This window comes from Gilvibacter sediminis, assembly GCF_028561565.1.
GTDB classification, from domain to species: domain Bacteria; phylum Bacteroidota; class Bacteroidia; order Flavobacteriales; family Flavobacteriaceae; genus Gilvibacter; species Gilvibacter sediminis.
This window is the reverse complement of the sequence record NZ_JAQQTE010000001.1, coordinates 367,717-393,731: the sequence shown is the minus strand read 5'-3', so window position 1 is coordinate 393,731 and position 26,015 is coordinate 367,717. Positions and strand designations below refer to the sequence as shown.

21 protein-coding genes are annotated in these 26,015 nt (G+C 43.4%); 13 read left to right on the top strand and 8 right to left on the bottom strand.

Annotation, left to right across the window (positions count from 1 at the left end; translation table 11 throughout):
• Positions 1-156: 156 nt before the first annotated feature.
• The 3 genes from POW22_RS01730 to POW22_RS01720 all read left to right on the top strand — a co-directional run bounded on the left by POW22_RS01730 (position 157) and on the right by POW22_RS01720 (position 3,547).
• Positions 157-1,041 carry an AraC family transcriptional regulator gene (locus POW22_RS01730; protein ID WP_272830732.1) on the top strand — a complete coding sequence of 295 codons (885 nt, stop codon included), beginning with the start codon at positions 157-159 and terminating at the stop codon, positions 1,039-1,041.
• A gap of 85 nt (positions 1,042-1,126) precedes the next feature.
• The gene (hemH, locus tag POW22_RS01725; protein WP_272830731.1) at positions 1,127-2,170 is read left to right on the top strand and encodes a ferrochelatase; all 1,044 of its coding nucleotides are present in this window, start codon (positions 1,127-1,129) and stop codon (positions 2,168-2,170) included.
• Positions 2,171-3,547, top strand: a complete 1,377-nt coding sequence (locus tag POW22_RS01720; RefSeq protein ID WP_272830730.1) for an MATE family efflux transporter — start codon at positions 2,171-2,173, stop codon at positions 3,545-3,547.
• Here the strand turns inward: POW22_RS01720 and POW22_RS01715 are convergent.
• Genes POW22_RS01715 through POW22_RS01700 form a run of 4 tightly spaced genes read right to left on the bottom strand, consistent with a single transcriptional unit; the run spans position 3,544 to position 6,502 of the window.
• Positions 3,544-4,701, bottom strand: coding sequence for a hypothetical protein (locus POW22_RS01715; RefSeq protein ID WP_272830729.1), 1,158 nt, complete (start codon positions 4,699-4,701; stop codon positions 3,544-3,546). The genes POW22_RS01720 and POW22_RS01715 overlap by 4 nt on opposite strands.
• 4 nt (positions 4,702-4,705) lie before the next feature.
• The gene (locus POW22_RS01710) at positions 4,706-5,122 is read right to left on the bottom strand and encodes a hypothetical protein (RefSeq protein WP_272830728.1); all 417 of its coding nucleotides are present in this window, start codon (positions 5,120-5,122) and stop codon (positions 4,706-4,708) included.
• A gap of 21 nt (positions 5,123-5,143) precedes the next feature.
• Positions 5,144-5,968 (bottom strand): CPBP family intramembrane glutamic endopeptidase, encoded by an 825-nt coding sequence (locus POW22_RS01705; RefSeq protein WP_272830726.1) that lies wholly within the window; start codon positions 5,966-5,968, stop codon positions 5,144-5,146.
• Between the two features lie 3 nt (positions 5,969-5,971).
• Positions 5,972-6,502, bottom strand: coding sequence for a hypothetical protein (locus POW22_RS01700; RefSeq protein ID WP_272830725.1), 531 nt, complete (start codon positions 6,500-6,502; stop codon positions 5,972-5,974).
• A gap of 317 nt (positions 6,503-6,819) precedes the next feature.
• Here POW22_RS01700 and POW22_RS01695 point away from each other — a divergent pair, with 317 nt between their 5' ends.
• The 9 genes from POW22_RS01695 to POW22_RS01655 all read left to right on the top strand — a co-directional run bounded on the left by POW22_RS01695 (position 6,820) and on the right by POW22_RS01655 (position 22,508).
• Positions 6,820-9,921 carry a WD40/YVTN/BNR-like repeat-containing protein gene (locus POW22_RS01695; RefSeq protein ID WP_272830722.1) on the top strand — a complete coding sequence of 1,034 codons (3,102 nt, stop codon included), beginning with the start codon at positions 6,820-6,822 and terminating at the stop codon, positions 9,919-9,921.
• The gene (locus POW22_RS01690; RefSeq protein ID WP_272830720.1) at positions 9,914-11,110 is read left to right on the top strand and encodes a S41 family peptidase; all 1,197 of its coding nucleotides are present in this window, start codon (positions 9,914-9,916) and stop codon (positions 11,108-11,110) included. Before POW22_RS01695 ends, POW22_RS01690 begins: the two co-directional genes overlap by 8 nt.
• Position 11,111: 1 nt before the next feature.
• Complete coding sequence (locus tag POW22_RS01685; RefSeq protein ID WP_272830719.1) at positions 11,112-11,651, top strand: CopD family protein; 540 nt, start codon at positions 11,112-11,114, stop codon at positions 11,649-11,651.
• Between the two features lie 86 nt (positions 11,652-11,737).
• Positions 11,738-13,147, top strand: coding sequence for a sensor histidine kinase (locus POW22_RS01680; protein ID WP_272831836.1), 1,410 nt, complete (start codon positions 11,738-11,740; stop codon positions 13,145-13,147).
• Between the two features lie 14 nt (positions 13,148-13,161).
• A complete protein-coding gene (locus tag POW22_RS01675) occupies positions 13,162-13,944 on the top strand; it encodes an enoyl-CoA hydratase/isomerase family protein (RefSeq protein WP_272830718.1) in 783 nt (260 codons plus the stop codon).
• 168 nt (positions 13,945-14,112) lie between these two features.
• Complete coding sequence (locus POW22_RS01670) at positions 14,113-15,183, top strand: PA0069 family radical SAM protein (RefSeq protein WP_272830717.1); 1,071 nt, start codon at positions 14,113-14,115, stop codon at positions 15,181-15,183.
• A 102-nt stretch (positions 15,184-15,285) separates the two neighbouring features.
• Positions 15,286-18,321, top strand: coding sequence for a carboxypeptidase-like regulatory domain-containing protein (locus tag POW22_RS01665; RefSeq protein WP_272830715.1), 3,036 nt, complete (start codon positions 15,286-15,288; stop codon positions 18,319-18,321).
• Between the two features lie 91 nt (positions 18,322-18,412).
• Positions 18,413-20,392, top strand: a complete 1,980-nt coding sequence (locus POW22_RS01660; protein WP_272830714.1) for a hypothetical protein — start codon at positions 18,413-18,415, stop codon at positions 20,390-20,392.
• A gap of 109 nt (positions 20,393-20,501) precedes the next feature.
• The gene (locus tag POW22_RS01655) at positions 20,502-22,508 is read left to right on the top strand and encodes a hypothetical protein (RefSeq protein WP_272830713.1); all 2,007 of its coding nucleotides are present in this window, start codon (positions 20,502-20,504) and stop codon (positions 22,506-22,508) included.
• Here POW22_RS01655 and POW22_RS01650 read toward each other — a convergent pair whose 3' ends face one another.
• From POW22_RS01650 to POW22_RS01640, 3 genes are all read right to left on the bottom strand, one after another.
• A complete protein-coding gene (locus tag POW22_RS01650; protein ID WP_272830712.1) occupies positions 22,509-23,165 on the bottom strand; it encodes an HD domain-containing protein in 657 nt (218 codons plus the stop codon).
• Positions 23,152-23,892, bottom strand: coding sequence for a lysophospholipid acyltransferase family protein (locus POW22_RS01645; protein ID WP_272830711.1), 741 nt, complete (start codon positions 23,890-23,892; stop codon positions 23,152-23,154). The genes POW22_RS01650 and POW22_RS01645 overlap by 14 nt, the downstream gene beginning before the upstream one ends.
• A gap of 65 nt (positions 23,893-23,957) precedes the next feature.
• Positions 23,958-24,368 carry a BrxA/BrxB family bacilliredoxin gene (locus POW22_RS01640; RefSeq protein WP_272830709.1) on the bottom strand — a complete coding sequence of 137 codons (411 nt, stop codon included), beginning with the start codon at positions 24,366-24,368 and terminating at the stop codon, positions 23,958-23,960.
• 136 nt (positions 24,369-24,504) lie between these two features.
• Between POW22_RS01640 and POW22_RS01635 the strand changes: the two genes are divergently transcribed.
• Complete coding sequence (locus POW22_RS01635; protein WP_272830707.1) at positions 24,505-25,251, top strand: TerB family tellurite resistance protein; 747 nt, start codon at positions 24,505-24,507, stop codon at positions 25,249-25,251.
• 51 nt (positions 25,252-25,302) lie between these two features.
• On the opposite strand, the gene POW22_RS01630 is transcribed toward POW22_RS01635, so the two are convergent.
• Positions 25,303-25,911 (bottom strand): hypothetical protein, encoded by a 609-nt coding sequence (locus tag POW22_RS01630; RefSeq protein ID WP_272830706.1) that lies wholly within the window; start codon positions 25,909-25,911, stop codon positions 25,303-25,305.
• Between the last annotated feature and the right edge of the window lie 104 nt (positions 25,912-26,015).

Below are 26,015 nucleotides of genomic sequence, written 5' to 3'. Positions count from 1 at the left end.
ACGCTAGCGGTATTTATAATATCGAAGCCTGTTAATATTGACTTAAATTGAAACCTTGGGGCGCAAAATGCACTATTTTTGGGGGCTGAGATATGATAAATGTCAACTCTTTATTTAGAATGAGTCTAAATAATTAAACTTAAACAGAACTGCAAAATGGAAAAAAGTGTCGCTAACGGCATTTACGATCAAACCAGTATCGACCCAGGCTTTTTTGTGCTGGAATTTTTGAATGAAGAAGATACTAATGCCTTCTACAGCAGGGAAGTACGTCAAGATTGCTTGCAGTTTCATTTCTGTGTTAAAGGCAGCGGATTCTTTCAATTCAATAACAACACCTACACTTTTCCAGCGGGAGAGGGCAAGGCTATTCTACTTTACAATCCGAAGAAAGAACTACCGATAGCGCTCACTTTGGAACCTAATTCATGGTTGTTGTCCATCATTGTGCCCATTTCTAAGCTTCACAGCTTTTTCTCAACCGAGGCGAATTATATCACCTTTCTGTCCGAAGAAAACAGCAAGCAAAAATATTATCAAGAGACACTCATCACGCCTTCCATGGCAGTGGCCTTGAATCAGCTTCTACAATTCAACTTACACCCGAATGTAAAATCGCTGTACTTTAAAGCTAAGGCTTATGAGCTGTTGAGCTTGTATTTCCACAAGCCAGAAGAACTCGATATTGCACAATGCCCGTTTTTGGCCAGTGAGGCTAATGTGAAAAAGATCAAACAGGCCAAGGAGATCATTATTAAACGAATGGCGGAACCACCGAGTTTGCAAGAATTGGCAGATGAAGTGCAAATGCCTATCAATAGACTTAAAGAAGGCTTCAAACAGATCTACGGAGATTCTGTGTTTAGCTTTTTGCTCGAGTATAAAATGGAAGTGGCGCGTCAACTTTTAGCCTCAGGAACACTCAATGTGAATGAAGTTGGCCTAAAACTGGGCTATAGCACAGCAAGTCATTTTATAGCCGCCTTTAAAAAGCGCTACGGAACCACGCCCAAGAAGTTTACCATGGGTCAAACAGTATAGATGATTTTGATTAATCGATTGTCAAATAATAAAACAGCAGCAGAAGATTAGCCTTGAAGCGGCTTAACTTCGCAAAAAAAGTATCATGCATAAGAAAGGTGTTTTAATGGTCAATTTGGGGTCTCCAGACAGTACAGACCCTAAAGACGTAAAGCGTTATTTGGATGAGTTTTTGATGGATCCAAGAGTGATTGACGTTCCGCGTTGGGCGCGAATTCTCTTGGTGAGAGGAATTATCTTGAATACCCGTCCTAAAAAGTCTGCAGAGGCTTATTCCAAGATCTGGTGGGAGGAAGGCTCTCCACTCATTGTGCTTTCAGAACGTTTACAGGCTAAGGTGCAAGACAAATTAGAGATCCCTGTGGCATTAGCCATGCGATATGGTAGTATGACCATTAAAAAGGGAATGCAAGAATTGGTGGACAAAGGCGTTGAAGAGATACTTGTAATGCCCTTGTATCCGCAGTTTGCCATGGCGACAACAGAGACCATCACAGTAAAAGTAGAAGAACTGCGTCAAGAGTTTTTCCCACAGTTACACATCAGTACTTTGGATCCTTTTTACAACGATCCGCGTTATATCAAGGTCTTATCGGAATCTATCAAGCGCGGTCTAGAAGGAAGCAATTATGAGCACTTGTTATTCAGTTACCACGGAGTTCCCGAGCGACACATTCGCAAAAGTGATCCGACCAACTCACACTGTAAAATAGACGGCAGTTGTTGTCAAACACCAAGCCCGGCGCATGCATACTGTTACCGCCATCAATGTAAAGAAACCACAAGATTGGTTGGAGAATATCTCAATCTGGAGGAAGGTACTTTTTCCACCACATTCCAATCGCGATTGGGCTTTGACCCCTGGCTGCAACCGTATACAGATAGAACCATTGAAAAAATGGGCTTAGCCGGCACCAAACGATTGGCCATTGTTACTCCAGCCTTTGTAAGTGATTGTTTGGAGACGCTAGAAGAGATTGCCATGGAAGGAGAAGAGATCTTCCACGAAGTAGGTGGAGAAGACTTTACCGTGATCCCTTGTTTGAATGAGGATGATGATTGGGCCGCACTACTTGTCGATTGGATCGAACACTGGCGCATTGCCGATTTAAAAACAGCTATAGCCTAAATGGCGAACGCAAATTCCAAAGCACTGGGCACGGCCCCTATTAGCAAATTGCTGATTCAGCAGGCTGTACCAGCGTCCATTGGAATTTTGGTCATGTCTTTGAACATGATCGTTGATACCATTTTTGTAGGCCGATGGATTGGCCCTTTGGCCATTTCTGCGATCACTGTTGTAATTCCTGTAACATTTTTTATTGCTGCCATTGGTTTGGCCGTTGGAATTGGAGGAGGTTCTGTATTATCGCGAGCCCTTGGAGCCGGAGACAACGACAAGGCTTTAAAGGTTTTTGGGAATCAGATTACACTGACCTTTTTTACCTCTGGGATTCTGGCCATCTTGGGTCTGATCTTTCAAGATTATTTGATTGAGTTCTTTGGAGCAGGCGAGTCTTTTAAAGAACTCGCATTGACCTATTACAACATAGTGCTTTACGGAATTGTGATGTTGGCCATGTGCATGATGGGCAACAATGTGATCCGTGCAGAAGGCAAACCTAAATTTGCCATGTATGCCATGATGTTGCCGGCAATTGGCAACATTTTTATGGACTGGATCTTGATCAAAGTACTCGACATGGGAATGGAGGGAGCCGCTTGGGCTACCTTTATAAGTTATGCCATCTGTTTTGCCTTTATCTTTTGGTTCTTTGCCGTTAAGAGTGAACTCCGATTAAAATGGAGCTCGTTCTCCTTGCAACGCGATATTGTTCGTGAGATCAATGCTTTGAGTTTTGTGACTTTATCCCGACAAGGAGTTATTGCTGTACTGACCATTTTGCTGAATAACGTATTGATTCATTATGGGGATGATTTGGACGTGGCCGTTTACGGAATCATATCCAGAATGCTCATGTTTGCGCTCTTCCCAGTCATTGGGGTAAACCAAGGATTCTTGCCTATTGCAGGGTACAATTACGGCGCCAAACAGTTTGAGCGCGTGCGAGAATCCATCAATACCTCCATTAAATATTCTGGAGGATTGGCCGTACTGATCTTTGCCTTGATCATGGCTTTTCCAACAGAAATAGTAACCGTTTTTATTGGCAGCAGTGATAATATTGATGCACAAACTCTGGCCAACAATACAGAGATTCTAAAAAGGACTCCAAACGCCTTACGCTGGGTATTTGCCGCGACTCCCATCATAGTGGTGCAACTCATTGGGGCGAGTTACTTTCAAGCCATAGGCAAAGCGGTTCCCGCATTGTTGTTGAGTCTTACCAAACAAGGGTTCTTCCTAATCCCTTTGATCTTGATTTTACCGACTTATTTGGGCGTATTTGGCGTCTGGATATCCTTCCCCATAGCAGACGTATTGGCTACAGTAGTGACCGGTTATTTCCTAAATGCTGCGGTTAAAAAGATGCGCGCGTCTTAATCGAATTCATTGATGCCGTAAAGGACCTCTTTTAATTTGCTTCCATTGATTTCTGCAGGCTTGTAGGCATTGTTGAACTTATCGATGGAGTTCGTGATCTTTTGTTTTAAAACTTCAAACTCCCCGGGAATCTGCCCCCTGCAAAGTGCTTCGTTCTCGTAGCTAGACAGCATTATGGCAAACTTCTGATAGAATTTCGCGCCTTGATCAATAAAGTTGTTGTACTGTGCAATGAACTGTAATAATCGGTCAATACTGAATTCCAAATTCACTTGAAGCTTAAAGGCTTGGTCGCTTTTAGAGGGGTCCAGAATAGCGGATTGCATCTTGTTTAGGTATTGATTCAGGGCTTCTTTAAGAGCATCCCAGTCGTCTATGGATCGGCATTTTTCAAGACTATTTTGATAACCTATGGGTAGTGTATATGCTCTGAAAAGCTCTTCCAATCCTGCTAAAAGTCCATCGCTGCTCGACTTTAAAAAAGCAGTTTCAAAATAGATCGTATTGAGGTCCTGATGCATGTTCAGCGTAAAATCCAAAATACATTCTATATCCTTTATGGCTGCTTCTTTCTCTTTTCGTGACTGTCCGCTGTTGAACAGCGACACCATAGAGTGAACAATAGAAGTATAGATATTATCTCCGAGTAGATTCGGGAGATCAAAATTTGATTTCTTTTGCTGTTGTTTGAGGATCCCTTTTACTTCATTGAAGACTTCAAAGTTGTTCGGATTGGCCATAGCACTCATTTCTGAGAAAGTAGTGACCGCTTCAAAGTGATGATCCAAGGACAACATTTTCTCATAAAGCAGCCGAATCAATTGAAGCCCTTTAAGATATCTCACCTTGCTGATGTCGGCATATTCTGTCTGTTTGGTGATGTCTAAAAGTTCCAACAGGTGGTCTTTTCTATAAATAAGTTTTACCAGAGCTGTTGTTGTCTTTGCCATGAGCATGTTTTGACGAACTTCGGCAATTGCAAGTCCTAAGGTTTTGTATTCCTGCTGGTAGGAAGTTCTAATCTCTGCTATTTCATGTTCCAGTTCTAAGAGGATCAGATTGAATGTTCTCTCAGGGGGCAGATCATTATTGAATGCATTCAAAGGCTGAATATAGGCAGACTGCAGGAGTGTAAATACAAGGAGTGCTTTCATGCCGTTAAATTTTGGTGAGGTAGATATTGACTTCGCCTTTCTCCACAGTAATTGGATAGTTCCGCGCACTTAAACCATTGATTGTAGAGCCTAGTTCGCTCAACAGACTTTTAAAGGATTCATTGAAAGTAAAGCCGGCGTCAATCTTAATGAATCCCGCGGGAGAAGTGATGATTGTTTCAGTAAGTTGACTTTTAGCTGCTTCATCCAGATTTTCCGTGTGAATTCTCAAAACGATAATGCCGTTTTCTTTGAGTATCGTTGCGTTGTGTTCCTGTCTTTCTGCTTCACTGCTGATCGCGCAAATTCCGCGACCACTAAGACAGTCTCCATAGCGTCCAAACTGCACTTTTGCGGTTTGTCCATGGATGGGTTGAGACAAGGCCAAAGAGGCCATTGCCATAAATAGATAGCGTTTCATAATTTATATTGGCAGGGGAAGTTAAATGCGACTAAATGCTTTTTCTTTAGCCTTTTTGGTGGTGTCTAAGTTCAGTTTTGACAGTGTTTTTTCTCTGAGCATGAGTAAGCCTGATATCAAAAAAGGACTGAACATAATTAGGATTAAAAAAGAGGAGATTAGGTTGGAGGTGAGGTCCATTTCACTTGCGGGTGTGGTCTCATATTCCATCCAAAATGTATTGGGATACTTCTTCAGGTATGACGGTAAGTTGATTAACAGATGCAACAATCCCATCCAATAGATATTTCTAACATGGATGTAAAGGGCTCCTAAAAAAACTCCCATAAAAGTTGCCATTGCGGTTTGATTAAGAACCGAGATGGGATCGGGATTGGAACTCAGATTAATCAAATGCATACCGCCAAATAACAGGGCTGAATAAAACACCGCCTGCCGGATCTTAACCCCTCGAACAAGGTAACTGTTGATTAAAAGGCCTCTAAAAATGAGTTCTTCCGCAAAGGTCTGAACAAAGACAATACCCAAAAGCTGGATCAAGAATATCGAATCGTATTGATCCAAATTCACTCCTGATGAGGTCGCCAAGCAAAATACAAGGCAAGCAATCAAACTAATCCAAAACCAGATTCCTACTTGTATCCCAGTGCGCAGTTTTAAACTAAATACTACTGTGTTTGACCAAAAGAGAATGACTACAGTGGTGATTAGAATCCCGTTGGTAATTAGCACTTTGAGCAAATCAGGCAGTTGGACTTCTTGAAACTGTCTTATGATCACACCCACTACCAGAACGATCAGTAAAAGCAGTGGAATGCGTTTGTCTATTTTAAAGAGGCCTTTCATTGTTTAGAGCATAATTAGATCACTCAGGCTAATACTGATCTCGCAGGATTCTATCTTCCAACAGCTCCAACCAAACCAATAACAAGCGTTGCAGGTTAATCCGTTATCACAAGGGCAACCACAAGGAACGAACTTACAGCCAATTCCCTTAGTGCTTACCTTACCGAGTTTTTGATGGTGTTTGAATTGATTACCAACGATAACCACATCGAGAAAGTCACGATTTTTCAGTTTTTTATAATCACCCAACTCTTTGGAGTGATAGATGCCGTCTCCAGCTTTTGTGTCATTTCCTTTGCCATCGTCAGTAAAGGTAACGCCACTGAACCCGAAACCTTCAGGAAGCTGTTTTTTGCCACTAAAGTCTGTGAGTTTGATCTGAAACACGAAGCTTCCGTCTTTCTGATCTACAAGATCTATACTGGTGATGGCCAGATTTTCGCTCATATAAGCGGCAGATTGAGCCCAGGTATTGTTGTTGAAAATAAAGGTGCAGAGGAGTAACATTATGAACATGCGTACATTGATTTTCATAATATTGAGATTGTTTAGTTAATGATTGGCCTTAGGCCGTTTAGCGGGAATCGAGACACCTGGTGTCTGCTTGATTCAAGTTAGATGGGTCATGTCATTCTTATGAGTTTTTAAAATTAATGCTGATGGCTTTTTGCCAGGAGGATAAAAGTAGGAAGCTAATTAGCTCATTTCCAACTCTAAGAAATCTACTTTTATGTATTTAGGGTGATATTCATGAAATTGCTTTTGACTTAAAATTCAGCGCTGTACCCCCTTTTTTAACAGCTTCTTAGCGAATTCTTGGTTATCTTTACGTAAACCAAAAAACCATCCTAATGTTTTACGCAAAGATCCGTGCAACTGTCCTTGCACTCTCACTCCTTTTTGTAGCCATTCCTTTTGAAACACAAGCCCAGGCGGTAGATGAAGCCCTGTACGATGCGATGGAGTATCGTCTAGTCGGTCCTTTTAGAGGCGGACGTAGCGCAGCAGTTACCGGTGTTCCTGGAAAGCCTAATTTATTTTACTTCGGAGCGACCGGAGGAGGAATTTGGCAAACCAATGATGGGGGACGTACCTGGAAGAATATCTCAGATGGGTTCTTTGGAGGTTCTATCGGAGCCATTGAAGTGGCAGAAAGCGATCCCAATGTGATCTATGTTGGTGGAGGAGAAAAGACCGTGCGCGGCAATGTATCTTCTGGTTATGGAGTTTGGAAAAGTGTTGATGCCGGAAAGACTTGGACCCAAATGGGCTTGGAAAAAAGCCGACACATTCCGCGAATTGCCATTGACCCGAACGATCATAATGTGGTTTATGCCGCGGTTATGGGTAACATTTACAAACCAACTGACGAGCGCGGAGTCTATAAAAGTACAGACGGCGGGAAAACCTGGCGCAAAGTTCTTTTTGCGAACCGAGATGCCGGTGCTGTGGATTTAACTATAGACCCAAGCAATCCGAGAGTGCTTTACGCTTCTACTTGGAACGTTCGCAGAACGCCTTATAGTTTGAGTAGTGGTGGCGATGGTTCTGCTTTATGGAAGAGTACCGATCGAGGAGAGACTTGGACAGAGATCTCTAAGAATCCTGGTTTCCCAACAGACACTTTAGGGATCATTGGAGTCACGGTTTCTCCGGTGAATGCTGATCGTGTTTGGGCCATAGTAGAAAATAAAGACAAGGGTGGGGTGTACCGCTCAGAAGACGGTGGAGCCACTTGGAGTCATATTAATAGCGAGCGTAAGCTCAGACAACGCGCTTGGTATTACACACGAATTTATGCAGATTCTCAAGATGAGGATCTGGTCTATGTACTCAACGTACGTTACCATAAAAGTACAGACGGAGGGAAATCCTTCAGCACCTATAACGCACCTCACGGAGATCACCACGATCTGTGGATTGCTCCAGAGGATCCTAAACGCATGATCATTGGAGATGACGGTGGAGCACAGGTAACCTATGACGGTGGAGAGACCTGGAGTACTTACCACAACCAGCCAACCTCTCAGTTCTATAGAGTGACCACAGATAATGCGTTTCCGTATCGTATATATGCGGCACAGCAGGACAATTCTACCATTAGAATCAATCACAGAAATGAAGGGTTCAGCATTGGAGAGGACGACTGGGAATCTACTGCTGGTGGAGAAAGTGCGCATATCGCGATAGATCCCTTAGACAACGATATTGTTTATGGTGGTAGTTATGATGGTTTCTTGACGCGTTACAATCACAGAACAGGAACTGTACGTAGTATTAGCGTATGGCCAGATAATCCGATGGGTCATGGAGCAGAAGACATGAAGTACCGTTTCCAGTGGAATTTCCCGATCATCTTCTCGCCGCACAATCCGAAGAAGATGTACACCTTCTCTAACCACGTACACGTGACTACTAATGAAGGACAGAGCTGGGACATCATTTCTCCAGACCTGACCAGAAACGATCCGGAGAAACTAAAATCTTCTGGAGGACCAATTACGCAAGACAATACTTCTGTAGAATACTATTGTACCATTTTTGCTGCGGCAGAATCGCCAGTGACAGAAGGCCTCATGTGGGTTGGTTCTGATGACGGTTTGGTGCATTTAACCCGTAACGGAGGAGCTTCCTGGGAGAATGTGACGCCAAAAGGGATGCCCGAATGGATGATGATCAACAGCATAGAACCTTCTCGTTTTGACCCTGCGGTATGTTATGTGGCGGGGACCAAATACAAAACTGGTGACTTTGCACCTTATCTATACAAGACCAGCGACTATGGTAAGACTTGGAAAAAGATCACCACTGGAATCGCTGCAGAACACTTCACTCGCGTATTGCGTGAGGATCCAAAACAAAAAGGTCTGCTTTATGCGGGTACAGAGACGGGAATGTATGTTTCCTTCAATGACGGAGCCAACTGGCAAGAGTTCCAGTTGAATTTACCTATCGTACCAATTACAGATTTAGCTTTAAAGGATGATAACCTAATTGTCGCCACGCAAGGACGTAGCCTTTGGATTATTGATGACCTAACCTTATTGCGTCAAGCAGCTAGCAATGCCAAAGCAGATGCCATGTTGTTTCAGCCAAAAGATACGTATCGTATGGGTGGAGGTGGACGTTCTGGCTCCATGACCTCTGGGGCTAATCATCCGGGAGGAGTTATGACGTATTTCTATGTGAACGAACCTAAGGATAAAGACATTCGATTGAGTTATATGACTCAGGCCGGTGATACCATTATGAGCTACGGAACCAAAGATCCAAAGAACAAGCTTAAAGTTTCTGAAGGCAGTAACCTCTTTACCTGGAACATGCGTGGAGAAGGTGCGGAGCGCCTGAAAGGAATGATCCTGTGGTGGGCGAGCACCAACGCGCCTAAGGCCGTTCCCGGAACTTATAAAGTAGCCTTAAGTGTGGATGGAAAAAGTCAAGAAAAGACCTTCAACATCTTAGCTGATGAAAATGCGGAGACGGATATTGCTGGAATGCGCGAGCAGTTTAACTTCATCAATGATGTCAATGAAACCGTGGATAAAGCACACAAGGCGATCAAGAAGATCAGAAACGTCAACAAGCAATTGGAGGCTTTCCAAAAGCAGTACAAAGGAGACGATCGCGTTGCAGAACTTATTGAGCAAGCCAAGAATCTCAGCGAGCAATTCGGGGAGATTGAAAAGGCCTTGTATCAAACCAAGAACCGTTCTGGGCAGGATCCGCTGAACTTCCCGATCAAATTGACCAACAAATTGGCACACTTGAATTCTTTAGTAGGAATGGATGACTTCCCACCTACCGAGCAAGATATCATGGTGAAAAATGAACTTACCGCACTGATCAACGAGCAGTTGGATAAGTTCGATGTGCTCATCACCCAAGAAATTGCCAATTTCAATGCCGCCTTCAACAGTTTGAACTTGAATTATCTGTTCGTAGCTGATGAATAAGCTGCTGACTTTATACCTTTTTATTACTGCTGCGCTTGGTCTCCAAGCGCAGCAAGATTTTAAGGCCGATTTTGACTTCCTCTGGGATGAGGTTGAAAAGAATTACGCCTATTTTGAAAGACAAGGTACGGATTGGCAGGCGGTAAAAAACCACTACCGTCCCTTGACCGATACGGTCACGCATCCGTATTATTTTACGCTTTACCTTGAGGCGGTGTTGCGTGAATTAGCGGATTCACACACCCATTTACTGACCAATACCGATCGATCTCAACGTTTGTTACCCAGTGGTACAGATATGAAAGGAGGCCTTGTTGATGGCCGCTATACTATTTTGGAAGTTCGAGAAGGAGCGCCAGCAAAGACAATAATTAAGCCTGGAGATGTTGTGGTTAGCATCAACGGAATTCCTGTATCGGAAGCTGCAGCTCTTTACAGCGGAAAGTTCAATGGAGAATCCCTGATCGCTTTAGAAAACGGATTCAATATTGCGCTTGCTGGAGACTATAGATCGCCCAGAACAATCACGGTCATCCGCGAGGGAAAACAGCTTGAATTAGATCTCGGGATTTGTCCGTATCCACAAAATGAGAATACTTTACTCACCAGCAAATTGTTGGATGGGAATATTGGATATATCCGCATAGAGAACTCTTTGGTAAATACTGACTTGATCACTGTATTTAACGACGCCTTGAATACGTTGATCAATACCAAAGCCTTGATAATAGATCTTAGGAACACCCCTTCTGGTGGTGATTCTAATGTGGGGATGCCCATTTTAGGTCGATTCACCTCAGAACCTAAGCCATATCAGACGCATTACAGAATGGCAGAAGACAAACGATGGACAGAAATTGTTGAACCGCGCGGGGTCACTTATAAAAAGCCTATCTATGTCTTGGTCAACTTTTGGACTGGAAGTATGGGAGAGGGTGTGACCATTGGATTGGATGCCTTTGGCAATGCTACCGTTGTGGGAACCCAAATGGCGCGACTGCTCGGTGCAAATTATTCTGTGAGTTTGCCCAATTCAGGCTACGGATTAAACATTACCTTTGAGCAATTATTTCACGTCAACGGAACTCCTCGGGAAGACTTTTTACCCGAAGTTTATTTGAATTGGAACGATTTGAATTCTGATGGCGATCCGTGGATGGAAAAAGCCCTTGAACGCATAGGCAACTAATATGGAGTATAATTACATCAAATCCTTACACTTGATCTTTGTGATCACCTGGTTTGCTGGGCTCTTTTACATTGTGCGCTTGTTTGTGTATCAGATAGAAGCCGCGCAGAAGCCAGAACCCGATAAGACCATTCTGGGAGATCAATTAAAGATCATGGCCAAAAGACTTTGGTTTATCATTACTTGGCCGTCCATGTTTTTAGCTACAGGATTTGCCATTTGGCTGTTAGCGCTACGTCCATTTTACATTACCGATGCTTGGATGCAGGTCAAACTGGCCTTTGTGGTGGCCCTGATCGCGTATCACATTAAGTGTCATTTGATCTATAAGGATTTACAAGCTGATAAAGTAAAGTACAGTTCCAATTTTATGCGTTTGTTCAATGAAGGCGCAACCTTGATCCTGTTTGCGGTGGTCTTTTTGGTGATTCTTAAAAATGCGATCAACTGGATCTACGGAACTTTGGGAATCATTGTCTTTGCGCTACTTCTGATGCTTGGATTCAAGGCCTACAAAAGATATCGAGCAGAAAAAGAATGATTCTGGTCTAATATTTGTAGTTTGAACGGACATTAAAACTTCCAAACTCGGTGAAACTTAGCTTAAGAACACGGATATTCCTCTCCATGTTGCTCTTGGTGATTGCAGCCTCAGTGCTCATTGCCGCGGTTTCTATTTATCAGTACAGCGAGGAGGCTAAAGACTACCACACCGAACGTTTAGAACGTAAAGAATCGGCCATAAAGTCCAGCATAAACTACGTGCTAAAGACGACCACCTATCCGGTAGAATCAGAGAACCTGCCATTGATCTTTCGCACCAAGATCTACGAGATCAAGGACATTCACAATCTGGAATTGTACATCTATGATCTGGATGGAAAGTTGCTCAAGAGCTCCAAAGCGTCTTTGATGAGAGACACCACGCGCGTTCAAATCCCGGAGGATATGTTGAGCGGTTTACGGAATTCATCCACCAAAAAATACGTTCAAAAGTTTACAGAAGAAGGCAAGAGTTTCCGCTCTTCCTATTCCTATATTACCGACAATAAGTTCAAACCCATTGCGATCTTAAATCTGCCTTATATAGAGGAAGATGACTTCATTAGCCGCGAGCTGGTTGAGTTTCTGACCCGATTGGCACAAGTGTATTTATTGATGCTTGGGATTGCGATCTTTTTGGCTTTCTTCCTTTCTAAATACATTACCAAGTCGCTGCAATCCATTAGCGATAAAATGACGGAGACCTCTTTGGGGATTCGCAATGAGAAGATCGTGACCGATGACAGCAGTCCAGAAATTGTCAATTTGGTAGAGTCCTACAATGCCATGATTGATGAACTGGAGATCAGTGCTGCAAAATTAGCCGCTGGAGAACGCGAAGCTGCTTGGAGAGAAATGGCTAAGCAAGTTGCGCATGAGATTAAGAATCCATTAACGCCCATGAGGCTCTCTGTGCAGAGTTTTGAGCGAAAGTTTGACCCGAACGACCCAGAAATCAAAGAGAAGGTTAAAGAGTATAGCAATACCCTTATCCAGCAGATTGATACCATGAGTTCTATTGCTTCTGCTTTTTCTACCTACGCGAAAATGCCTGCCCAAAAAGACGAAACGCTAAACGTGGTCAAGATCACCAAGCTGGCATTGGACATCTTTAATGAATCTTATATCTATTTTGAGGCAGACCAGGAGGAGGTTATCGCCAAGTTTGATCGAACGCAGCTCATACGTGTGATCACTAATTTGGTCAAAAATTCTACACAGGCATTGGTCAACAAAGAAGATCCCAAGATCTTTGTTCATGTTTTAACCGATGCAGATTCTGCAGTGATTCGTGTAAAGGACAATGGCGTTGGAATCTCTGAAGCGAATAAAGAGCTTGTTTTTGAGCCTAAATTCACCACCAAGAGCAGCGGGATGGGACTTGGACTCGCGATGGTAAAAAATATTGTGGAAACCTACGGCGGAAGTATTAATTTTACCAGTGAAGAAGGGGTAGGAACCACCTTCGAAGTTCGTTTTCCAAAACTGACCTAAAAAACCAAACAATCATGACTTACAACAATGTGCTATCTGAATCGGCTAATGGCGTTTGCACCATTACCGTAAACCGTCCCTCAAAACTCAATGCGTTGAACACAGAGACCATCTCTGAGTTGCATCAAGCTTTTAAGGCAGCAGATCAGGATGACCAGGTTAAGGTTATCATAGTGACTGGTTCTGGAGAAAAAGCCTTTGTGGCTGGAGCAGACATTGCCGAGTTTGCTGATTTTTCCGTCTCAGAAGGAGAGAAATTGGCTAGCAGTGGTCAGGCGCGTCTTTTTGACTTTGTTGCTAATTTATCAACGCCAGTAATTGCTGCCGTAAATGGTTTTGCCTTAGGTGGTGGATTAGAATTGGCCATGGCTGCACATTTTAGACTGGCCAGTGATAATGCGCGTATGGGCTTGCCAGAAGTCTCCTTAGGGGTGATCCCGGGTTACGGAGGAACACAACGCTTGCCGCAATTGGTGGGTAAAGGGCGTGCCATGGAAATGATCATGACCGCAGGGATGATCAAGGCAGACAAAGCCTTAGAATACGGCTTGGTGAATTACGTCACCAGCCAAGAAGATCTCATTCCAAAATGTCACGAGATCGCCGGAAAGATCATGACGAACTCTTCAGTTGCTATTGCCGCTGCTATAACTGCCATTAACTCTAATTACGAAGCCGGCGAGAACGGTTACGATACAGAGATCACCGAATTTGGAAAGTGTTTTGGTACTGCAGACTTTAAAGAAGGCACTCAGGCTTTCTTAGAGAAACGCAAGGCGATCTTCCCAGGAAAATAGGGGTAAACACCGTCCATTCTTATACTATATTTAATTCCGAGCGCGCTTGCAAGGACAGCTAGGTGCATGCGTAGTATTGTCAAATTTACTTTTTAGGAAATAATCCAAAAAATTGGAAATATTCCAAATTAGTTTGTACTTTGGTAGGAGTAATTCCCACTAAAGTACATGCAAACACATCTAAAAGGTCGGGGCGCGCAAGAGCGTGTCCACAATAAATTCGCCTCCGAAAAACACGAGTGGCTGGATGACTTTTTGGAGTACTGCAGCAAGGAACAGGAAGACTTTGAATCCAATAAAACACGCTATTTAACAGTCTATCCCAAGAGTTTTGTCAATCCGGTGACCAGTCCTGATGTGGGGATGCAATTCTCCGCTAACCCCTATCAAGGTTGTGAGCACGGCTGCGTCTACTGCTATGCAAGAAACTCTCATGAATATTGGGGATACGGTGCTGGATTGGATTTTGAGCGCGTGATCATGGTCAAAAAGAATGCTCCAGAATTGCTCATCAAAAAACTCAAGAGTAAAAAATGGGAGCCGAGCCCCATTGTGCTTTCTGGAAACACCGATTGCTATCAACCTGCCGAGAAGAAATTTGAATTGACGCGTAAATGCTTGCAGGTATTGCTGGACTGGAAACACCCGGTTGGGATCATTACCAAAAACTCTTTAGTGCTCAGAGATCTGGATCTTTTAAAAGAACTGGCGTCGCATAATCTGGTTCAAGTGGTGATCTCTATCACCTCACTTTCTGAAAAAACCCGAAGGCTGTTGGAGCCCAGAACGGCAACCATCAAGAAGCGTTTGCAAACGGTAGAGACTTTGGCGGCGAACAATATCCCGGTAATGGTTATGATGGCGCCAATTATTCCTTCACTCAATTCTCATGAGATTCTGCCCTTAGCCAAAACCGTTGCGGATGCAGGAGCGCTTAGAATAGGTCATACTATAGTTAGACTTAATGGACAATTGGAGCAGATCTTTTCTGCCTGGTTAAAAGCCGCACTTCCAGACCGAGCAGAACGCATTTTGAACCAAATTGCAGATTGTCACGGCGGACAAGTGAACAGCTCTGAGTTTGGAACGCGTATGCGCGGCCAAGGGGCCATTGCAACACAAATTAATGACCTAATTGCGCTGGCTAAAAAGCAGTATTTCCCCTCCGCAGAAAAACCGAAACTCCGCACCGACCTATTTACAAATCCTTATGAAAATCAGCTCAAATTGTTTGATTGATTTATGTGAATCATAGTAACTTTTTATTGGAATTTACCTTTAAAGCGGCATTTGAGTCGTAAATTTATATAAATCTCAAGCGGGAGATTTATGTGATTTGTTATGAAAATGCGCTTCGTTTTATGGGTAATGCTCTTGTGCAGTTTTTCCTTGCTGGCACAGCAAGAATGGATTGTGCAGGGCTATCTCTACGATGCAGAGACCAAAGAACCCATAGAATTCGCCAATGTGGGAATCGTATCTAAAGGTATTGGTACCATCAGTAAGGAAACGGGTTTTTACGGCTTTACTTACTTTTCAAACGATGCAGAACCTACAGACCGACTGCAATTTTCTATTCTTGGATATGAAACCTTGAATTTGTCCTTGGGCAAATATCACGGTTTATACGGAGAGGAGCGCGCCAAGATCTATCTTAAACCGGCTATTAATGAGCTGGATGTGGTCACCATTACCAATGAGGAGCGCAAGTATGAGACTATCGGTTTTGAAAACTTGGACAATAAGACCATAGGATATTGGAAAGATAAAAAAGGCCTGGGTGGAGAGATCGCAACGCGAATCAGAATAAAAAGAGAACGTACCAAACTTTTAAATCTGAGTTTTAAGATCTCCGAAAACCTCTCCGACAGTTTGCGCATACGGGTCAATGTCTATGATTACCGAAACAAATATCCGGGCAAGAACATATTAGCCAAACCCATCTATCACATCATTTCTAAGGATTACGGTGTAGAGACCATTGATCTCAAACCCTACAACATCATAGTAGATGAAGACATAGTGGTTAGCATAGAACTCATAGAGATTTATGGTAAAAAGATAGGATTAGCGCTTTTTGGCTCTTTTGATCGCGGAACTTCCTATTTGCGTTTGGTTAGCCAAGGCGATTTTGATCGGGCTGATTATATCGGGATGGGCTTTTGGTTAGACACTTCAAGGCCTAAAAGTTCTGGGATCTCCAAAGAGCTCAAACGAGAAGAAGCAACAACAATGATGCTGTATTGGGATGCTTCAGCAGCTTCTGTGGATCGAAATTTTGAGGAAGAACTAGACCTGCTTAAAGATTACATTAAAAAACAAAAAGATCTGGACATTACTGTGGTGAAATTTGCCATGGGCTATCGAGAAAAACAGCGTTTTGATCGGGCGAGAAAATCTTGGGATGAGCTGGAAGATTTCCTTTTGGACACTAGTTATGACGGAGATGCTGACTTTAAAGTCTTGCAAGAAGATTTTGGTTTAAAGAGCGATGTGGCCTTTCTTTTTTCTAACGGACTCAGCGCTACCAGTCAACTCTCTGAGCGCTTTGAAGTACCCTTGTTTGCTGTAAACAGTAATGAAATGGCAGCTGATGCCGCTTTAAAAGATGTTTGTCGATTAAGCGGTGGGCACTATATCAACCTTGCCCGAATGAATATGGATCAAGCCCTGCGATATCTCACCTATGATCTGAATGATAATTTGCGGTATGCTGCAAGAGGCGCTCTGGGACAAACCGGAGATATATTTGGACGGGTGAGTAATGAGGCTGGCCCACTTCCCGGAGCCTTTATAAAGGTTTTAGGAACTTTTGAATCTACGGTGACCCGCGGCGATGGCTCTTTTTATATCGATGCCGATATTGGCGATATTATCACGGTAGATTATTTGGGCATGAAGCCCTTGCGATTGGTGTTGGATCAATTGGGAGAACTCGATTTGATCATGGAGACCGACGGACAACTTCTGGATGAAGTGGTGGTCAAGGCTGCTGCTGCCTCAGAGGCAACTACAGTAGATACTCCCTTTGGCGAGCGCAATGCGGATGCGGTTGGATATGACCTGCAACAAGTCACTCGGAAGGATATTGGTCCACAGCATTTGAACTTGGATCAATTGGTTGTCAAGTTGCCTGGGGTATTGGTTACCGGAATAGGCGATGAAAAGCGCTATACGTTTGCCCGTTTAACCACAGGCTCAGTCACCCTTGACACCAGTCCAATAATTGTGGTAGATGGGATCACCTATCAGCAAGGTCAAGCGCCTTTGGATCAGCTTTTGCCGCCAATAGATCCACAAACCATTGAAAGCATTGTGGCGTTAAAATCTGTCGTGGCTTCTAACAGATATGGTTCTCTGGGCGCATATGGAGCTATTGTGATCAAAACAGAGAACAGTTCCATGCGTTTTGACACTCCCAAAGAGACCAATACAGCCTTGGTCAAGGGCAATGATTTTGCAGAAGACCTGCCGCGCTTGGAGGCTGTGATTCAAGATGCCAATTATGTGGTGCGTTATAAGAACGCCGCCAATACAGAAGAGGCGAAAACGCTTTACAGAGAATTTAAAGGGCAAAAGAACATGCTCATTGTGCCTTTTTTAGTCAATAGCGGGAATTATTTTAGACAGCTAGACGGTCGTTTTGCAAAGCGATTGTTCTCTAATCTGGCTGTTCTGGCGCCAAATAATGCCAAGATCTTAAAGACTTATGCTTTTGTGTTGGAACAACAACTGCAATACAAGCGCGCCATGGAGGTTTATCAGACCATTCATCAATTAAGGCCGTATGAAGCCCAAAGTCTATTTGATCTGGCCAAAGCGCAAGTGCGCGCGGGAGTCTATGAGGAAGCCTTTGGGAATTTTAAGCAGATCCTAGCCAATCAGACCGATGGCGTGGACTATCAAGAGCTGGCTCAGGACGCGACCTTTGAGATGAAGCGTCTTTTAAATGCACATGGACATCAGCTCAATACAGATGATCTTCCTACTTGGTTGAAGGATGATGATTTTTCTCAGAAAATACGCGTTGAAGTAAGTTGGAACGACCCTTTAGCAGAATTTGAGATGCAATTTGTCAATCCGCAAGGGAAATTTTACAACTGGAGTTTTGACAGTTTTTCCAATCCGGAAGAAATGGTTCGATTTAGAAAGTCTGGAGTGTACACCAAATCCTTTGAGATCGCAGAAGATGCTCCTGGAATCTGGCAGTTCAATCTCAGAAATATTGGAGCACCCAATGCAGCCAATCCTGCCTACCTCAAATACACCTTATATCTCAATTATGGGACGCCTTTTGAATCCCAGAGAACCAAGGTGGTTAATTTGGCGGAACTGCCTGCAAAAGTGGTACTTGACCGCTTCACAAACAAACGTTAATTTCTATCGGGGATTACTTTTTTAGCGGTTTGCGTTGTATCTTAGATATCAGTTAGTTGTGCATGCAGTGATAACTTTTAAAGTTGCTATTATGAAAACAGTTTTATCATTTTTATTAGCGATTCTGACGCTACCAGCCGTAGCGCAGATGAATGTGGTGACCATAGACGCCTATGTCTTGGATGGATCGACACAACGACCCATAGAATTTGTAAACATCAATGTCTTGGACCGTGACCTCGGTACCGTGACTACAGCAGATGGAAAATTTAGACTTGAGATCATTGAAGATCAAGTCGGGCCACAAGATCAGATCAAATTGGTAGCCTTGGGCTATGCTCCGAAAACCATGAGTATGGAGCGTCTGTATAACCTTATGGAAAAGAACAATGTCCTGTACTTGAATCCTTATAACGAGGTGATCAGTCAGGAAACCATCAAGACCACCAATCAAGGCAGTCGCGCCAAAGGCGTTGCTGGGGTGGTGCTTGCAGAAGGAGTTCCTGTTCAAGGAGCGACCATTCGCGTAAAAGGAAGTTACAAACAAGTAAAAACCGATGCGGATGGGAAATTCCAAATTGACGCACTTTCTGGAGATGTACTTCAGGTGGATTATTTGACCACACTTCCAAAAGAAGTAAGTGCTCAGTCGAACATGAATATTGACTTGACCGTAGATGGTCAACTCCTGGAGCAGGTAACCTTGAAATCAGAAAAGAGAGAATTCTTAAGCGATAGAAATATCGAGACCGCTTACGGCAAAAAGAAGTTTGACCGATTGGGATACCGAGCGGCTCAGATCACTGCCGATGAGATCTCTGCTGGCGCTTTGACCTTTGAGCAAGCTTTGTTGAGATTACCAACTGTAGGAGTTGTGAACCCGACTTCTATCAACTTGAGTAACGGTCGTGCTATTGTAATTGACGATATGGTTTACGGTCCAGATCAAATTGGTCCTTTGGGAGTGAACGGTTTGGTAGACATCAATAACGTTTACAGCATTACCGTGATTCCTGGAATTGTCGGTTCGGTTCGCTATGGAACTCTTGGACGTAACGGTGTAATCATCATCAGAACAAAAACCTATGCCTCTGCGCAAGGTGATTACAAACCAGACGAGAAACAAGAGACTGCTCTGGTCACAGGTAATAACTACAACCAAAGTTTGGTCATGCTAGAAGATCTGCCGGTTAGTGATTATATCGCGCGTTTGAGACAAGCCAATTCCTTTGATGCTGCTAAGTCTATTTACAATCAGCAAAGATCTTTAGCTAGCGGAAGCGCTTATGGGATCGACTTCTTTGTAGAGGCCTCAGAATATTTCGAAAAGTGGAATATGGAGTACGCTGCTAAAGTGGCTCAGGAAATCCTGAACATTGCACCGAAAAATGACAAGGCTTTAAAGACTCTTGCCTATCGTTTAGAAGATATGGGTGATCTGGAAGGCGCTAAAGCTGCTTACCAAAGATTGGCGCTGCTTAATCCAAACGATGCTCAGAGCTTTAGAGATCTGGCTTATATCTATAAGGAAACCGGAGAGTATACTAAGTCCTTTGCTCTCTATAAAAGAATTTTGGCCAATCAAACTCCAGGAGTTGACTTTAGTGGAATTCAAGGAGTCGCAGAAGCAGAATTGCGCGAGCTTTTGGCCAACCACAAGGACAAGGTTTACTACAAAGACTTACCAAACAACCTGTTGCAAACCGATTATAAAAGAGACATTCGCATTGTCTTTGAATGGAATGATCCTGCGGCAGAGTTTGACATTCAATTTGTAGATCCAAGTAAAAAATACTTCACGTATAAGCACACGCGTTTTGACAATCTGGAGCAAATGGAAGACGAATACACCAAGGGATATTCCATTGAACAGTTCGAGATTGACGACAGCGTTCGCGGAAACTGGTTGATCAATGTGGAATCATTAGCCGGTGAGGCCTCCATCAACCCCGTATACTTGAAGTATACTGTCTACACCAATTACGGCAAGAGTAACCAAACCCAAGAAACGGGGATGGTGAATCTGTCTGATTTGAATCAGAAAGTGACCATTAAGCAGTTGCGCTACTAAGCCGACCAAGCTACGATTTATTGCATTGACCCTTAGGGGTCTGGGATTACACGCCAGAAGTACCTATGCTTCTGGCCTGTAACCCAATAACCTTAAAACAAGCATACCTATGAAAAAGATCATTACACTACTACTCGTTTTTATGAGCTTTCCGCTCTTTGCACAAATGAATGTCATCTATGTTGACGCCTATGTATTGGATGGAAAAACCCAGCAACCCGTTGAGTTTGTGAACATCAATATTGTTGATCGCAACTACGGAACAGTTACTCAAGCAGATGGAAGTTTTAAATTGGAGATCGTTGAAGAACAGATCTCATCCTCAGATCAGATTGAGATCACTGCCATAGGTTATGCGCCAAAGCAGATGAGTATGGCGCGCTTTTACAACCTTTTGGAAGCGAATAATATTCTGTTCTTAAATCCATACAATGAAGCCATCAGCGCAGAAACAATAAAAGATAAAGCTGAGGTGGATGGAATTAGCGGGGTGGTCCTTTCAGAAGGAGAACCTGTTCAAGGCGCTGTAGTGCGTGTAAAAGGAAGCTACAATGAAGTCAAGACCGATTATATGGGTCGCTTTACCATTGAGGCTTTGCCTGGAGACGTACTGCGTGTAGATTATCTCACTACCTACCCTGCAGAGCTCGTAGCCAAAGCAGAGGATCTGGAGGTCAATTTAGAGACTGACGGTGAGCTTTTAGAAGAAGTAGAGTTACGAGCCCGTAAGGAGCGTGAGAACAAAGTGGGTTCACGTACCATCAACACGGCATACGGAACTAAGGATTTTGACGCCTTAGGATTTGCTGCTTCTCAAATTACAGAAGAGCAGATCTTACCGAGCTATGTTGTGTTAGGGCAAATTTTGAATAAAATGCCTGGAATCATTGTGTCCGATATCTTTGGTCCAAACCCGATCTTTGCCTTTAACCGTTCTCTCGGGACTTCTGTGACACAGAGTACCTTGCCTATCATGGTGATTGACGATATGATCTACGAGCAAGGGATCAATCAGGTGCCGCAAATTGATGTGCAAAACATTCACAGCGTTACTACCATTCCTGGAGTGGTTGGTAGTGTTCGCTACGGATCTTTAGGACGCAGTGGTGTAATCATTATTGAGACCAAGACCTTTGCAACTGCTCAAGGGAAGTATCCAACCCCTGAAGAAAAGTTAGAAGCACTTAAAGCTACAAATAACGATTATTCAGAAGGTATTTTGGCCAGGGATGAAATGGTGAAAAGCGAATACTTAAGTCAGTTACAGCGCGCCACAAGTTTTGAAGAAGCTAAAGACATTTACAAGCAACAAAGCTCATTGGCTAACGCCTATGGTGTGGAGTATTATTTGAATGCCTCTAAGTATTTTGAAACTTGGGATAAAGAGTTTGCCATGAAGGTGGCTTCTCGTATCCTTGATGAGGCACCAAACAATCCAAAAGCGCTAAAGAGCCTTGGGTATCGTTTGCAAGAAATGGGAGATCTAAACGGCGCTAAGTCGGTCTTTCAACGCATTGCAGTACTTAACCCGAACGATGCACAGAGCTATAGAGATCTGGCGTATATGTATAAAGAGACCGGTGAGTATGCTAAAGCATTCTCCCTTTATAAGTTCATTTTGGATAACAACAATCCTTCCTTAGATTTCACTGGAATTCAAGGGGTAGCAGAAGCTGAGATGCGTCAATTATTGTCTAATTACAAGGACAAGGTTGCTTATGAGACCTTACCGAATCGTTTGCTCAATGTTGGGTATAAAAAAGACATTAGAATTGTCTTTGAGTGGAACGATCCGTCTGCAGAATTTGACCTGCAATTTGTGAGTCCTGCAGGGAAGTTCTTTACGCACAAACAAACCCGTTTTGACAATCTTGAGGCTATGAAAATGGCTTACAAAGGAGGTTATGCTATTCAGCAGTTTGAGATCGATGATGCCGAGGCCGGACAGTGGCTGATCAACTTAGAGTCACTCAATCCAATGGCTTCCATCAATCCAACGTATTTGAAGTATACGATCTACAGAAACTACGCAACTCCACAAGAAACTAAAGAAGTGGGAACGATCAACCTGTCTGATTTGGACAAGAAGATCACGCTTAAAGATCTGAAGTACTAATTATAATTCACCTTCCCATTCTTTGTAAAACTGGGAAAGGTAAGCTTTCATGAATTCATGCCTGCCGGCTGCCATTTGGCGGCCGGTTTTGGTATGCATCATCTCTTGAAGCAGCAACAGCTTTTCGTAAAAGTGGTTGATAGTCGGAGCTGTAGACTTTTTGTACTGCTCCTTGGTCAGATTAAGCTGAGGTTCTATTTCCGGATCGTAGAGGGCACGGTTTTTAAATCCGCCGTAATTGAAAGCGCGTGCAATACCAATGGCTCCAATAGCATCAAGGCGGTCCGCATCTCTGACCACGCGTAATTCTAAGCTGTCATAACTACTCTTCTCAAAGGAGTTTTTGAACGACATATGTTCAATTATGTTCACTACAGCGTTGATCTGAGCCGGGTCAACATTTTGGGATTTTAAGAATTCAGCGGCTTTTTTAGGCCCGAGGGATTCGTCTCCGTCGTGAAATTTAGCATCTGCGATATCGTGTAGTAAAGCGGCTAAAGCGACTGTTTGTGGCTCTGCCTGCTCTTCTTTAGCCAGGCGCATAGCTGTTTTGTAAACGCGCTCAATATGAAACCAATCATGCCCGCCTTCTGCCTGAGCCAATTCTTCTTTGACAAAAGCAATGGTGTTGTCAATGAGGGTGCTACTTAATGGCATCGTGGACGGTTTTCTCCAGTTGACCTATCAATGCGGAGCGATCTTCAACAGCTTCCAATAAAATAGGGTCGTGGACGGTAAATTTTACATGATTACCTAGGCCTAATGGGAATGAGCCGTAACGCCATAACTTCCAAGAATTGTTGATGCTCACGGGAACAATTAGGGCTGATGGAATCTTCTCAAAAAGTGTTAAAAGGCCTTTCGATTGGAAAGGTTTAGGTTGCCCAGTACGACTGCGGGTTCCCTCTGGAAAAATCACCGCTGCACGTTTATTGGTTTCAATATAGTCGCCAAAATTGGCAATAGCCGCAACTGCTTGAGCCGCATTTTTGCGATCAATTAACACGCTGCCTCCATGTCTCAGATTAAAGGAAACCGAAGGAATTCCCTTTCCCAAGGATTTCTTGCTGATGAACTTCACGTGGTTCTTTCTAAAATACCAGATCAACGGCGGAATGTCATACAGACTTTGATGGTTGCACACCAAGATCAAAGGTCTGTCTGTACCTATCTTGTCTTTATGCGGATTCTTAAAACTGTATCGGGTTCCTAAGATACCAGTCCCAGCCATAAGCCAGAATTGCAGCCAATCTACCGTCACCTTATGTGCCTTGTATCCAAAAACGCGTAAGGCCACCCATTGGATGGGGTGGAAGATCACTAAGGTCAATCCAAAAACCAGATAATAGATCGCAGATATGGGATAGGAAAGCAATTTGGCCATGCCCAAAATTAGTCATAAAAAAACCACGTTTAAAAACGTGGTCTTATTTTTTATTGGTCGAGGGCTTAGCAGTATTCATTAAAAGCGTCCATCAGGTTCTCTGCGATCATATCTGCAGGACGACCTTCAATGTGGTGACGCTCTAGCATATGCACCAATTCTCCGTCTTTAAACAAGCCCATAGATGGAGAGCTCGGTGGGAAAGGAATCATACGCTCGCGTACTGCGTTTACAGCCTCAGTGTCAACTCCGGCAAAAACAGTCACCAAATGGTCTGGTGTTTTTCCGTTATTCAAGGCATGCTTGGCTCCAGGACGTGCGTTTGCTGCGGCACATCCGCATACAGAATTCACTACAACTAGAGTAGTTCCTTCTTGATTAAGTGCTTGCTGAACCTCGTCAGCAGTATATAATTCAGAAAACCCAGCAACCGTTAGGTCTTCACGCATGGGCTGTACTAATTCTGGTGGATACATAATTTTTCTTGTTTTTGTGTAACAATTTGACTGCAAAGATAACCAATTTTGTACTAGTATTAGCGACTGAGTGGCCGCTCACACGAGGTGAAATGGTTATCTTTAGTCGCATTTTTAATCTTTATTTTACACAATTATGTTTCGATGGGCTGGAGCCGTATTAGGTTGGGTTGTTGGAGGCCGATTCTTTGGTGCCGTTATAGGTTTTATCATTGGTAGTTTTATTGATGAGATCAACAAAGGCGGATCCAAAAAGCAACCTTACAAACGCGTTTTTAATCAACCCAAATCCGATCAGGTCTCGCCGGCGGATTTTGAGTTGAACCTACTTTCTTTGGCTTCTTTGGTGATCCGTGCAGACGGTCGCGTCAATGAGGACGAGCTCAATTACGTACGTCAGTACTTTGTGCAGGCTTACGGCAAGCAACGCGCCAATGCCGCTTTTAAGGTCTTTAATGACGTGATTAAGAATCGAGCCATCTCCGCAGAAAATATCTGTAAACTCATGCGTCAAAAAACGCGCTACGAATCCAGACTGCAGATTTTACACTTTCTGTTCAGTGTTGCCAATGCAGATGGACGTGTGGATCAATCAGAAGTAGAAGAGATTGGCCGCATTGCACGTTATCTAGCGATCAGCCAGGCAGATTTTGAAAGCGTGAAAGCCATGTTCTTCAAATCTGCAGATAGCGCTTATAAGATCTTGGAGATAGAAAAAACTGCCTCAGACTCTGAGATCAAAAAGGCTTACCGTACCATGGCCAAGAAATACCATCCAGACAAGGTGCAGCATATGGACGATGCCTACAAAAAAGGTGCGGAAGATAAATTCAGAAAAGTACAAGAAGCCTACGAACAACTCCAGCAGGAACGCGGCTTTTAAAAACAAAAAAACCCGATCAAATCGATCGGGCTTTTTAATGGGGGATTAAGACTAGCGTCCTACGCGGACAGGTCCGTCGGTTGTTGATGAGGTACATCCACTCTTGCAGAATGTTGTCGTCATCGCCCAGTTAGATCCGCCTACGGGGGTTCCGTCAGACCAAGAGGTCTCGCAGTAAATTGGGTTACCAGCGTCGTTAAGCTTGGTAACTACGGAGTGTGCGGCCACAGAAAAGCAATCAGGTACAGCGTCAATAGGGATAACGTATTCTACTACGTTTGTTCCCATTGCATGGGTTTGCGTGTACGGGAAGTGCCCAACTCTTGGGTTTCCACTGGGAGTGATTGGCATATCGCCAAGAGAACCTACGAAAAGGTGGGTAGCATCAATAACCCACTCGCTAGTAGTTTCATACTTCACAAAAATTGAAGTGTCATCAGTACTTATAGTAAGTGTTCCGGCGACTTGAGTTTGCGCGGCCCATAGCTTAGCAGAAGCACAGGTTCTTGTATTGGCTTGAGCAGCAGTAGTAACGGCAAGTCTTTTAGCGTTAACTTCAAAGCTAGGTGCATCAAGCGAAATATAATCTTCTCTATTATCTGTAGAGCAGCTGGTTAAAACTGCAAGTGATAAGGTGAATAAAGCGACTAGTTTTTTCATGTTGTTGTTAATTAATCTGGGGCGAATATAGAAGGTGATTTTTGATCTGTAAGAAAAAACCGACACTTTGCAGGAAAATTCGTTCAAATGCACAAATCGAGCTT